The organism is Bradyrhizobium sp. B117 (assembly GCF_038969555.1).
GTDB lineage: Bacteria > Pseudomonadota > Alphaproteobacteria > Rhizobiales > Xanthobacteraceae > Bradyrhizobium.
The window spans coordinates 9,871,159-9,883,964 of record NZ_CP152414.1 but is presented as its reverse complement, the minus strand read 5'-3'; the positions used below and the strand labels follow the sequence as shown (position 1 = coordinate 9,883,964).

The 12,806-nt window shown below is 66.9% G+C and carries 9 protein-coding genes; 4 read left to right on the top strand and 5 right to left on the bottom strand.

The window, feature by feature from the left end; all coding sequences use genetic code 11:
• Positions 1-59 precede the first annotated feature (59 nt).
• Complete coding sequence (locus AAFG16_RS46790) at positions 60-404, bottom strand: endonuclease domain-containing protein (RefSeq protein ID WP_342736135.1); 345 nt, start codon at positions 402-404, stop codon at positions 60-62.
• A 72-nt stretch (positions 405-476) separates the two neighbouring features.
• On the opposite strand from AAFG16_RS46790, the gene trpA reads away from it, so the two are divergent.
• The 4 genes from trpA (at position 477) to AAFG16_RS46770 (ending at position 4,590) form a co-directional block, all read left to right on the top strand.
• On the top strand, positions 477-1,313 hold the full coding sequence (gene trpA, locus AAFG16_RS46785) for a tryptophan synthase subunit alpha (protein ID WP_342736133.1): 837 nt from the start codon (positions 477-479) through the stop codon (positions 1,311-1,313).
• Positions 1,314-1,426: 113 nt separating this feature from the next.
• Positions 1,427-2,368 (top strand): acetyl-CoA carboxylase, carboxyltransferase subunit beta, encoded by a 942-nt coding sequence (gene accD / locus AAFG16_RS46780; RefSeq protein ID WP_342736131.1) that lies wholly within the window; start codon positions 1,427-1,429, stop codon positions 2,366-2,368.
• A complete protein-coding gene (locus AAFG16_RS46775) occupies positions 2,365-3,708 on the top strand; it encodes a folylpolyglutamate synthase/dihydrofolate synthase family protein (RefSeq protein ID WP_342736129.1) in 1,344 nt (447 codons plus the stop codon). Before accD ends, AAFG16_RS46775 begins: the two co-directional genes overlap by 4 nt.
• A gap of 141 nt (positions 3,709-3,849) precedes the next feature.
• Complete coding sequence (locus AAFG16_RS46770) at positions 3,850-4,590, top strand: metallophosphoesterase family protein (protein WP_342736127.1); 741 nt, start codon at positions 3,850-3,852, stop codon at positions 4,588-4,590.
• Here AAFG16_RS46770 and AAFG16_RS46765 read toward each other — a convergent pair whose 3' ends face one another.
• The 4 genes from AAFG16_RS46765 to addB form a co-directional block, all read right to left on the bottom strand.
• Positions 4,591-5,604, bottom strand: coding sequence for an ATP-dependent DNA ligase (locus AAFG16_RS46765; RefSeq protein ID WP_342741090.1), 1,014 nt, complete (start codon positions 5,602-5,604; stop codon positions 4,591-4,593).
• Between the two features lie 145 nt (positions 5,605-5,749).
• A complete protein-coding gene (trxA, locus tag AAFG16_RS46760) occupies positions 5,750-6,070 on the bottom strand; it encodes a thioredoxin (RefSeq protein WP_008540017.1) in 321 nt (106 codons plus the stop codon).
• A 67-nt stretch (positions 6,071-6,137) separates the two neighbouring features.
• Entirely contained in the window at positions 6,138-9,647 is a 3,510-nt protein-coding gene (addA, locus tag AAFG16_RS46755; RefSeq protein WP_342736123.1) for a double-strand break repair helicase AddA, read from the bottom strand.
• Positions 9,641-12,787, bottom strand: coding sequence for a double-strand break repair protein AddB (gene addB, locus AAFG16_RS46750; protein WP_342736121.1), 3,147 nt, complete (start codon positions 12,785-12,787; stop codon positions 9,641-9,643). The genes addA and addB overlap by 7 nt, the downstream gene beginning before the upstream one ends.
• Positions 12,788-12,806 lie beyond the last annotated feature (19 nt).

Genomic DNA, 12,806 nt, shown 5'->3' with positions numbered 1-12,806 from the left:
CACCCCTCCCCGTCGGGGAGAGGTCGGCTGCGAAGCAGCCGGGTGAGGGGTCTCTCCGCTCACTCGAACCTCAGTGATGTCTCGATGAGTTCGAGCACGCCTTCAAGATTTTCGTACACATCCGTGTTCGAGACCCGGAGAACGAGGAATCCGCAGGCCTCAAGGACTTCGGTCCGAGCCTTATCTCGCTCGATTTCGGTCGGGCTGGAATGCGTGACGCCATCGACCTCAATGATGAGTTTCCCGTCGAGCGTCACGAAATCGACGACGTATCGGTCAACCGGATGCTGGCGACGAAACTTCCAGCGAGCGAGCTGCCGGTTGCGCAACGCCTGCCAAAGCTTTGCTTCGGCACTCGTCTGCGACTCGCGGAGCCTTCGCGCTCTCGACTTGAATCTCTCCATCCCCCTCACCCGGCTGCTTCGCAGCCGACCTCTCCCCGGAGGGGAGAGGTATAGCACAGCGGCCGCGGAAACATGACCACGCGTATCGACACTCGTTTCGCCGAGTTGAAGAAGCAGGGCCGCTCGGCCTTCGTCACCTATGTGATGGCCGGCGATCCCGATCTCACGACTTCGCTCAATATCGTCAAGGCGCTGCCCAAGGCGGGCGCCGACGTCATCGAACTCGGCATTCCCTTCACCGATCCGATGGCGGATGGTCCCTCGATTCAGGCGGCAGGTCTGCGCGCGCTCAAGGTCGGCATGACCTTGAAGAAGACGCTCGATCTCGTGCGCGACTTCCGCAAGGACGACAACATCACGCCGCTGGTGCTGATGGGCTATTACAATCCGATCTACATTTACGGCGTCGACAAGTTCTTGGCCGATGCCAAGACATCAGGCGTTGACGGCCTCATCATCGTCGATTTGCCTCCGGAGGAAGACGACGAGCTCTGCATTCCCGCGCTGAAGGCGGGCCTGAACTTCATTCGCCTGGCGACCCCGACCACCGACGACAAGCGCCTGCCCGCGGTGCTCGCGAACACATCAGGCTTTGTCTATTACGTCTCGATCGCCGGCATCACCGGTGCGGCAGCGGCGGACGCGAATGTCGTCGGTGAAGCTGTTGCGCGCATCAAGCGGCATACCAAGCTGCCGATCTGCGTTGGTTTCGGCATCCGTACGCCGGAGGCGGCGCGGGCCATTGCCGAGAAGGCCAATGGTTCGGTGGTCGGCACCGCGCTGGTCGATGCGCTCAAGAACAGCCTCGATGCCGAGGGGCGGGCGACCGCCAAAACCGTTAACGCCGTGGCCGAGCTGACCGCGGCCCTGGCCCAGGGCGTTAGGGCTGCGAAACAGGCGGCCGAATAGGCCATAATTCCGCTGCCAAAGCGGACGACACGACGGCTTGCCCGGCAGCGGCCCGGCCGCCATATAGTCCTTCAGGCGATCCCGCGAGGCGGGCTCGCACATCGGAGCAAACCATGAACTGGCTTACCAATGTGGTCCGGCCGAAGATCCGCAACATGCTGCGGCGGGAGACGCCGGAGAATCTGTGGATCAAGTGCCCGGATTCCGGACAGCTCGTGTTCTACAAGGACGTCGAGGCCAACCAGTTCGTCATCCCCGGCTCGAACTACCACATGCGCATGGGCGCGGTGGCGCGTCTGAAGTCGATCTTCGACAACGAGACCTGGTTCGATGTCGCGCTGCCTGACGTGACGCCCGATCCGCTCAAGTTCCGCGACGAGAAGAAATATGTCGACCGCATCAAGGATGCGCGGGCGCGGACCAACCTCAACGACGCGATCAAGGTCGGCTACGGCAAGCTCGAAGGCGCCGCCGCCGTCGTCGCCGTGCAGGATTTCGATTTCATGGGCGGCTCGCTCGGCATGGCCGCCGGCGAGGCGATCGTGCGCGGGCTGGAGCTTGCGGTCGAAAAGAAGTCGCCGTTCATCGTGTTCGCCGCGTCGGGCGGCGCGCGCATGCAGGAAGGCATCCTGTCGCTGATGCAGATGCCGCGCACCACGGTCGCGGTCCAGATGCTGCGCGAGGCAAAGCTGCCGTACATCGTCGTGCTGACCAATCCGACCACCGGCGGTGTCACCGCGTCCTATGCGATGCTGGGCGACGTGCAGATCGCCGAGCCGGGCGCGCTCATCGGTTTCGCCGGTGCGCGCGTGATCGAGCAGACCATTCGCGAGAAGCTGCCCGAAGGCTTCCAGCGCGCCGAATATCTGAAGGAGCACGGCATGGTCGACATGGTCGTGCATCGCCACGAACTGCGCCCGACCCTGGCGCGGCTCTGCCGCCTGCTGACCAAGGCGCCGGCGCAGGATGGCGCCTCGAAGCCGGTGCAGCCAGTCGTCAGCCCAGCGCAGATCGTATCGGCCGCTGAGACGGCGCCAGCCGCACCCCACGCGTGAACGCATCCCCTGACAGCGCAAAGAAACCGCTCGATGAATTGATCGGGCGGTTGTCGGCCCTGCATCAGAAGCGCATCGATCTGGGCCTTGAGCGGATGCACCGCCTGCTCGAGCGACTCGGACACCCCGAACGCAAGCTGCCGCCGGTGATCCACGTCGCCGGCACCAACGGCAAGGGCTCGACGCTGGCCTATCTGCGCGCGACGCTGGAAGCCGCCGGCTTGCGCGTCCACGCCTACACCTCGCCCTATCTCGTCCGCATCAACGAATGTTTCCGCCTCGGTCGCGTCGGTGGCGGCGTGCTCGTCAGTGACGACGAGCTGCGCGCGGCGCTGGAAGAGGTCGAGCGCGTCAATGCCGGTGAGGCCGCGACGGTGTTCGAGCTGAAGACTGCGGCGGCGTTTCATCTGTTCGCGCAGAACCCGGCCGATGTGGTGCTGCTCGAAGTCGGCCTCGGCGGCCGGCTCGATTCGACCAATGTGATTGATGCGCCGGCGGCCTGCGTGATCACCCCGATCAGCATGGACCACATGGATTTCCTCGGCGACACGCTGACGTCGATTGCCGGCGAGAAGGCCGCGATCATCAAGCGCGGCGTGCCCGTGATCTCAGCCGAGCAGCCGAGTGAAGCGATGGCTGTGATCGAGGCGCAAGCCAAGCGCATGCGCGCGCCGCTGTTTGCCGCGAACGAGAGCTGGCATGTCAATGTCGAGCATGGGCGCCTGGTCTATTCCGACGAGCGCGGCCTGATGGATCTGGCGGCGCCGCGCCTGTTCGGCCGCCACCAGTTCGACAATGCGGGCCTTGCGATCGCGACGCTGCGCGCGATCGCGAATTTCAGGATCAATCACGCGGCGTTCGAAGCCGGCATCGTCGGTGCGGAATGGCCGGCGCGGATGCAGCGCATCTCCTCGGGCGAATTGCTCTCCTGGGGACCGCAGGGCTCGGAGATCTGGCTCGACGGCGGCCACAATGCGGAAGGCGGGCGCGTCGCGGCCGCCGCGCTCGGCGATCTCGAGGAGCGGGTGTCGCGGCCGCTGGTGGTGATCGCCGGCATGATGGCCAACAAGGACGCGCAGGGCTTTCTCGCCAATTTCGCCGGCCTCACCCGTCACATCATCGCGGTGCCGATTCCCGAGACCGAGAACGCGATGCCGGTCGACCGCCTCGCCGACGCCGCGCGCAGCCTCGGCATGCGCGTCGAGCCCGCGCCCGGCATCGAGGCCGCGCTCCGCGCCCTGGCGAAGCTGGCCTACGAGGTGCCGCCGCGCATCCTGATCACCGGCTCGCTCTATCTCGCCGGCCACGTGCTCGCCATCAACGGCACGCCTCCTGCATAGTCGGTCTGGTGTGCCGGACGCGGTGCAGCGTGCAACGCTGCTCCGCTGAGCCGGGACCCAGCATGCCGCGACATGGGCCCCGGCCCTGCAGCGCACCGTTCCACGTTGCGCTGCGTCCGGGGCACGAGAGTGAGGATAACGATGCGTTTTGCCGCGATCGCCGACGTCCACGGAAACTACCTCGCGCTGGAGGCGGTGCTCGCCGACATCCGCGCCCAAGGCATCTCCGACATCGTCAATCTCGGCGACATGCTGAGCGGTCCGCTCGATGCGCGGCGGACGATCGAGATCCTGATGCAGCTCGACGCCGTCCATGTGCTCGGCAATCACGACCGCTATCTGCTCGACCGTCCGCCGGAGAAGATGGGTTCGTGGGACCGCCCCGCGCACGCGCAGCTCAATGCCACGCAACTCGACTGGCTGCGCGCGCAGCCGATGACGCGGGTGTTTCGCGATCAGGTATTCCTCTGCCACGCGACACCGGACAATGATGAGATCTACTGGCTCGACACCGTGCATCCCGACGGCACCGTCGCGCTATCGCCGCTCGACCGGATCGCGCAGTTCGCGCACGGCATCGCCCAGTCGTTGATCCTTTGCGCCCACACCCATCTCGCCCGCGCGGTGCGGCTTCGCGATGGCCGGCTGATTGTCAATCCCGGCAGCGTCGGCAGCCCCGGCTATCGCGACAAGCACCCGTTCCCGCATGTCGTCGAGGCCGGTACGCCGCACGCGCGCTACGCGATCCTCGAACTCGCTGACGGTGCCTGGCAGGTAACGTTCCGCCATGTCGCGTATGATCACGAGGCGATGGCGGCGCTCGCCCGCCGGAACAATCAGCCCGAGCTCGCGAACGCGCTGGCGACAGGGTGGATCAAATAGCTACGTCGCTTTCAGCAGCTTCATGGGATCGGCCGCCTTCTGCTTCAACTGATCGAAGGTGCATTGCCGCGGGGCCTTGTCGGGGCGCCAGCGCAGGATCGAGGTGCCGTGGCGAAAACGCTCGCCGCTGAAATGGTCGTAGCAGACCTCGATCACGAGCTTCGGCTCGAGCGGGCACCACTTTGCGGAGCGCTCGGTGGACCAGCGGCTCGGCCCGCCCGGCGCGTCCCCGGTGAAGCCGGGCGCGCCGATCAATGCCTCCAGCCGGTCGGTCAGGTCCGGCTTCGCCTCGGCCTTGATCGCCGAGGTGAAGCCGACATGGTGCAGCAGGCCTTTGTCGTCGTAGAGACCGAGTAGCAGCGAGCCGACGACTTTTCGGCCTGCGAGTTTGTTGGTGGCGTAGCGGAAGCCGCCGACCACGCAATCGGCGCTGCGGAATTTCTTGATCTTCTGCATGCCATCGCGGTTTCCCGCCTGATAGGGCAGGTCGATGCGCTTGGCGATGACGCCGTCCGAGCCGCCGCCGGATTGCGCCAGCCATTTTTTCGCGGTCGCGTAGCTCGGCGTCGTCGGCGAGAGGCGGAAGATGCTGCCCTTCAAATTGGCCTTGGCAAATGCTTCCAGCGCCGGCCGCCGCTCGCTCAGCGGCTTTTCGGCAAGCTTCTTCTCCCTGGCTGTCGCCAGCAGATCAAAGGCGAGATACAGCGCCGGCGTTTCCTGCGAGAGCTTCGTCACGCGGCTTGCGGCGGGATGGATCCGCTGCAGCAGCGCGTCGAAGGCGAAGCCCTTGCCCTGCGGCACGACGATCTCGCCGTCGAGCGTGAAGCGATCCGCCCTCAGCGCCAGTGCCGCTGCGACGATCTCGGGAAAATAGCGCGCGAGGTCCTCGCCGGATTTCGAGCGCAGATCGACGTGAGCGCCATCACGCGACAGCAGGCAGCGAAAACCATCCCATTTCGGCTCGTACTGCCACGCCTTGCTGCGCGGGATGGCGTCGACCGACTTCGCCTCCATCGCCACGAGGGAGGCGGACTTTCGCGCACGTTTCGCAGAAGGGGCGGGCAAGGGCGGGACTCGTCATACGCAGGACACGTCCCGTCAACGCAAACGGCCGGCATTTCGCCGGCCGTTGTCAAAAATAATCGCAAAGCGAGGTGGGTCAGACCGCGGAGGTGATCCACTGCTGCAGCTTCGCCTTCGGCGCCGCGCCGACCTGGCGGGAGGCCATCTCGCCGCCCTTGAAGATCATCAGGGTCGGGATCGACATCACGCCGTACTTGGACGCGGTCTTCGGGCTCTCGTCGACATTGAGCTTCACGATCTTGACCTTGTCGCCCATCGCGCCAGCGATCTCGTCGAGGGCGGGGGCGATCATGCGGCAGGGGCCGCACCATTCGGCCCAGAAATCGACGACCACGGGGCCGTTCGCCTTGAGCACTTCGGCTTCGAAATCGGCGTCGGAAACCTTGCTAACGGCCATTGGAGTACCTCACTCGGTTGAAAGAATCGGCGCGGATGGGAATCGCGCCCGGGATCATGGCGTCAACCTATGAACGGCCCCTTGCCGGGTCAAGGACGCTCACACCGAGATGAAGGGATGCCAGCGCCGCGTCCAGCGCGGGGGCCGAAATCTCCATATATTCAAGGGCCTCGGTCCAGAGCAGGACGGCCCGGATGGGCTTTTGGGGATAAAGCCGCGCCAGCACCGCCCGGTACAGCGCAAGCTGCCGGACATAAGTGGCGGGCGCCTCGGCGGCGCTTTTGGGTGCCGACTGGTTGGTCTTGAAATCGACGATCAAAACCTCATCCGGACGCACGACCAGCCGGTCGATCTGGCCCGACACCAGCGCCGGCGGCCGCCCCGGCCGGTCCAGCTTGCCGACGATGGCAACCTCCGCCCGGCTGCCGGCGGCGAAGACCGACGCAAAACGCGGCTCGGCGATCAGGGCGAGCACCTTGTCGGCGAGCGCAGTGCGGTCGGCCTCCGGCCAGTCCGAGGCGTTACGCGTCATGAAACCGAGCGCGGCCTCGCGCCGGCGCTCGGTGGCAATGTCAGGCAGGGATTGCAACAGCCGGTGCACCAGCGTGCCGCGTTGCAATGCCAGCGCGCGGGACTGGACCGATTCGCCTGATCGTACGCTGCGGCCCTCCTCGGCGGACTGGCCGGAGGGGCGCACGGGATCGTCCTCGATCATCTCGCGCGGCGCGGGCGTTCGCAGCCAGTCCGGCAATGCGATCGTCTGATCCACGGTCGTGGCGGGCTTGCCCAGAGCCGCGACATCCTCGGGCCGGGCGAATCGGGTCACCTTGCCGAGCGGCGTCTCGATCGTCTCTTTGTCCAGGCCCGAGCCGGTGAGCCCGGTGTCGATCAGGTCGTACCAGCTCAGCTTCCGTACCGTCCTCATATTGCCGGGCATGCAGCCGCCGACGATCAGCCGGTCGGCCGCGCGCGTCATCGCGACATAGAGCAGGCGGCGATACTCGTCCTCGGTTTCTTCCAGCATCGCCTTGCGCGCGTCGGCAACCGGCTTGGGATCATCGGCCTTGCGGCCGGCCCAGACCACGACCTCGCCGCCATTGCCGCGCGGCACGTGAATCAGCCGCACCCGCTGCGAATCTGCGGGCGATGACGTGGTGTCGACCATGAACACGACCGAGGCCTCGAGGCCCTTGGCGCCGTGCACGGTCATCACCCGCACCTCGTCGCGCGAGATTTCCATATCGCGCTTCACCTCGGTGTCGGCCGAGCGCAGCCAGGCCATGAAACCTTGCAGCGAGGCCGGCGCCTTGCGCTCATAGTTCAGCGCCAGCTCCAGAAATTCGTCGAGCGCGTCGTTGGCCTCGTGGCCGAGCCGGCGCAGGATGCGCGCGCGGCCGCCGTCGCCGCCGAGCAGCCAGGCGTAGAACGCAAACGGCGTCTCCTCGCGGGCTCGGATTTCGCAAGCTTCCAGGCGCCGCAGCACCGTCGCGAACTTCTCGCTTTCCGCCGCATCCTCGCCGAGCGCGCGCCGCAGCGAGCCCCTGCGCCCATGGGCCAACTGAAACAGATCGTCGTCATCGAGCCCGAACAGCGGGCTCTTCAGCGCCACCGCAAGCGCAAGATCGTCCTGCGGCAACAGCAGCGCGTCGGCGAGGTTCATCAAATCGATGATGCCGATATGCTCTGTGAGCTTGAGCCGGTCCGCGCCGGCGACCGGGACGCCAGCGTGCTTCAGCGCCTGGATCACCGCATCGAATGCATTGCCGCGCCGGCGCACCAGGATCAGCATGTCGCCGTAACGCAAGGGACGGCGCTCCCCTGCGTGCCCGGTCAGCGTGCCGCTCTCGACCAGCCGCTTGATCTCGGTCTGGATGCGGCGCGCAAGCTTGACCTCAGGGCTGGTGGCGGCAACGCCGTCGAACGGCGCGCGCCAGCCTTCGATCTCCTGCTTGTCGTCGGCTTCCGCAAGATCCCACAGCTCGATCACGCTCGGGCCGGCGTCGGCCAGCGCGTTGTGCAGGGGGTGGCCGATCTCGACCGAGTGGATGCTCTTGTAGATCTGGGGCTCGCGAAAGACGTGGTCGACCGAGTGCAGGATCGCCGCGCCCGAGCGGAACGAATAGGTGAAGGCGACCGGATCGAATTTCAGCCCGGCGGCGGTGAACTTGCGATGCAGCTCGCGCCGGCGTGCGTCGAATTCGTGGGGAGCGGCCCCCTGGAACGAGAAGATCGACTGCTTCTCGTCGCCGACGGCGAAGACCGTGCGGTTCAGCCCCTCGCGCGCGCCTTCGCCGGCCGTGAACTCCGAGATGATATGCGCGACGATGTCCCATTGCCGCGGACTGGTGTCCTGGGCCTCGTCGATCAGCACGTGATCGACGCCGCGGTCGAGCTTGTAATGCACCCAGCCCGAGGAGACGCGATTCAGCATCGCCAGCGTCTTGTCGATGAGGTCGTCGTAGTCGAGCAGGCCGCGTTCCTGCTTCTCGCGGCGGTAGTTTGCGGCGGCCGCGGTCGCGATATGCAGCAGCGCCGCGGTGCGGTCGCGCATGGTCACCGCGCGGCGCTTCTCGATCAGTCCAGCGAGGCGCTGCGCCTCGTTCTCGAACAGGCGGGCGACGGGTGGATTGTGCTCGCCGAATTTCTTGGTCAGCACCGCCTTGCGCGGCAGCTTGTCGTCGGTGAGGAAGACGCAGAGATAGGCATCGACCTGCGCCGCGCCGGAAAACCCTTTTGCCTCGCGGAGGCGGCTGGCCTGGTCGTTGTCGGACTTGCTGCCGTCCTCCAGTGCGAAGGCAATGTCGTCCCAGCGCGAGCGGGGCAGGAACGGGCCGTCGAGAATCTCCGTCTCGACGTCCTCGATGCGGTCGCTTGTATCCACGCCCAACACGGCCGCCATCTGTTCGGCCGCGGCCGCGGCGTTGCCGGCCTCGTCCATCCAGGCCATGAAATGGTCACGGCTCAGGCACGCTTCGCGCACGACTTCCTTGAAGGTCACGTCGGCGGCGCTCGCCATCGCCGTCAGCAGCGCGCGGCCGGTCACGGTCTCCGGGTCGCGCGCGGCCTCCAATAACACCTTCAGATTGGCGCGCTCCATCATGTCGGTCTGGTCGCGCTCGTCGATCACGGCAAAGCGCGCGGGCACGTTGGCCTCGAACGGAAACTGCTGGAGCAGGCGGGTGCACAGCGCGTGGATGGTCTGCACCTTCAAGCCGCCCGGCGTCTCCAGCGCGCAGGCAAACAGCTTTCGCGCGTCGCGGCGCAGCTTTGTGCTGGGGTGGGGGATGCCGACGGCGCGGATCGCGGCATCGAGCCCGGCATCATCGAGCGTCACCCAGTGACCGAGCGTGGTGAACACGCGCTCGGCCATGTTGGCGGCGGCCGCCTTGGTGAAGGTGATGCAGAGAATCTTTTCCGGCGGCACGCCCGACAGCAGCAGGCGGATCACGCGCTGCACCAGCACGTGTGTCTTGCCCGAGCCGGCATTGGCCGACACGAACGCCGACGCGGTCGGATCGGACGCACGCGCTTGCCGCGCGCGCACCTCATCGGGAATGGGGCGAGGCAGCTTCACCATTCCTCGATCCCCAGGCCGCCGGCCGCGGACCACTCCTTGATGCGGGCGAGATCGTCATAGGCGCCGTAGCGGTTGGTCCACATCGGCAGGTTCAGCGAGGTATAGGGCTGGTTCTCGTCGTCGAAAGCGCGGATCAGCGCCTCCAGCTTGGCGCGCGCTTCTGCGGCCGCGGTGTCCGGCGGCTGCGGCTCGTCCCCCGGCTTGTATTTGAGCTCGAGGATGCGCTCCTCGCCGGGCGGATTGTTGCCGCTCAGGCGGACATAGACGAGCTGGCTCACGGACGCGCCGGCGTCGATCTCGGGGAAACCGCCCTCGCGCAGGATCGCGGCCTCCAGCGTCAGCTGCGGCGACAGGCCCATGCGGACCTGCTTGCCGGTCGGCGGCTGGCCGGTCTTGTAGTCGAGGATGGCGTAGCCGCCGGCCTGGCGCCGCTCGATGCGATCGGCGCGGGCAGAGAGGCGGAAGCTGCGCTCATTGTCGAGCCTGATCGAGATCTCGCCACGCGTCTCCGCCGTGATTGACCCGATCGCATCGCGCCGCGCCGTCTCCCATTCGCCGAACCAGCGCGCGATGCGCTGGAAGCGCGGCCACCACAGTGCGCGCGCTTCGGGCCGCTCCATCAGCGGCGCGAAATGCCTTTCGCCGATCGCGCGCAGCACGCGGGCGGGATCGTCGGGCAGATGCGCGGCATAGGTCTCCGTGAACTCGCCGATCGCATCGTGGATCGCCGAGCCGCGGTCGGCGGCCGACAGTGGCATGTCGACGGGATCGAGCGCGTCGAGCCGCAGGATGTATTTTGCGTAGATCGTGTAGGGATCGCGCAGCCAGTCCTCGATCGCGGTGACTGACATGCTGAGCGGCCGCGTCGCGCGCGGCGGCCGCGGCTCGGGCTGCTTGATCGGCCTGACCTCGGCGGGCTGGTCGAGCGCGCCCGCGAACTGCACGTATTTTTCGCCGGCGCGAATGGCCGCTTTCCAGAGATCGTCCCCTGCGACGGCTTCGAGCCGATGCAGGAAGCGCGAGGCGACCGCCGGCGCGCCGCCCGCCTTGGCGGAATGGGTGAGGATTACCTCATCGCCGCCGAGCAGCTGCGCGAAGTCGTGCGCGGAGAGGCCGATGCGGCGCTCCGGCAGATCGAGGCCGAGCTCATGTCGCATCGGCCGGCTCAGCCAGGGATCGATCCGCGGCGCCGGGGGCCAGACGCCCTCGATCAGTCCGCCCACGATGACGCGGTCGGCCTGCATCAGGCGCGATTCCAGCGGACCGTAGATCTGCAGGCGGGCGCCAGGCTTGTCGCGCCGCCGCACTGCGCGATCACTGAAGGCGGTCTGAAAGACGTCGGCGTAATCAGGCAGCGGCACCATCAATCCGCTGGTGGTGCCGCCGCGCAGGAGATCGTCGAAGGCCGCTGCGAGTGCGAGGCCCTCGCGTTCCTCGAAGGCGAGCGGAATGCCCTGCTCGTCGCGCGACAGCTCGATCATGATCTCGCGATGCCGGTGCGCGAGCTCGGCGAAGTCGTATGGCTTCGACGGCGGCAGGCTCTCGATCGGCGCCAAGGCTTTCTGCAAGGTATCGATCAGCGCCTGAATGCGGTCGAGATCTTCGGCCTTGAGGCGTGCGCGGAGCTCGGCCTTGTGGAGCGCGGAGACCTCGCTGCGCCACAATTTTGTCAGCTCGTCGCGAAAGCGGTTGAACTCGCGCAGGAGACCGCCGGTGCCCGCAGGCGGACGCGTGCCGCGCAGCACTGCGAGCTCGAGGCTCTCGATCGCCGCTTTCCATACACCTTGCGCGCGGCCGAGCCGGCACAGCGGATGTTTCAGCATCGCCAGCAGCGTCGGCGGCTCCAATCCAAAGGTCGCGGCTTCCGCCACAAGGCGCGCGAAAACTCCGGCGGAGGTCTCCATCAGCACGTCGCCGCCGGAATCGTCGAAATCGAGATCCCATCGCGTCAGCGCTGCCATGACCCGCCGCGCCAGCGCGCGATCCGGCGTCACCAGCGCCGCCGATTTGTCGAGATGCCGCGCCTCGCGCATCGCGATGGCGATCGCGAGCGCTTCCATCTCGGGATTGGGGGCTTCGACGACCGCGAGGTTCTTCATGCCGCCCGCGATCTTCGCGGCGACATCCGGCTGCCTCAAGCGGTCGTGCCAGACTTCCGTCTTGGCCGATGGCCGCATCGATTCGGAAGCGAGCAGGTCGCGGCCGCCATCGGCCGGCGGCTGGAGGATCTCGACGTCGCTGCGCTTGATGCCAAAGCGATCGAGCAGCGCGTGCATCGCATATTGCGGATGGTTCGACACCGGATGTTCGGCGAACTTGCCGAGCGAATCGCGCACGCCGCCGATGGTGCGCCAGGCATCGGCGTCGAGATCGGTGTCGAGGCCCGGCAAAACCACCGCACCATGCGGCAGCGAAGCGACTGCATGCAAAAATTTCGCGGTGGCGGGCATCGAGCCGGTCGAACCGGCCGCGATTACGGGGCCATGGGGATGCGCGGTCAGGCGCCTTGCTTCCGCTGCGATCAGGAGGTCCCGCCGCGCCGCGGGCTCGATGCGGTTGATCTCGGCGAGATGGCCAGGCCAGGCGATACGGGCGATGCGCAAGAATTCGAGCGAGTGCTGCCAGTAACGGTCGAGGTTATCGGGCACGAGGCCATCGAGCGCGCTCCAGTCGACGCCGCGCGTCACCATGTCGTCGATCAGGCGGGCGAGATCGCCGGCGAGCGCCAGCGTCGAGGCGGGGCCGCCGACCACCAGCGGCGACAGCACCGGGCCCTTGGCCCAGGCCGCGACGAGCTGCGCCAGTGTCAGCCGCCGTTCCAGCTCGCCGAGTCGCGGCGGGATGTCGAGCGGCGCCAGACCCGAAAACTGCTCGCCCTCCTCAGTGAAGGCGAGCTCGTCCTCGTCGATGTCGCCGAGCGCGACGATGCGCGGCAGCACCACGGCGTCCGCCTTCATCTCGTCGAGAAAGATCTCGCGGACAACGCGCATGGCGCGCCGCGTCGGCAAATACAGCGTGGCGTCGGCCAGACGCGCCGGTTCCTTGCGCGCCTCGAAGCCGCTGACCAGCCGGCCGTCGAGCAGGCTCGCGACGACCGTGCGCAGGAACGGAACTGAGAGTGGAATGCTGACGACGCGCATGAGCTGCCTGATTCGGGGA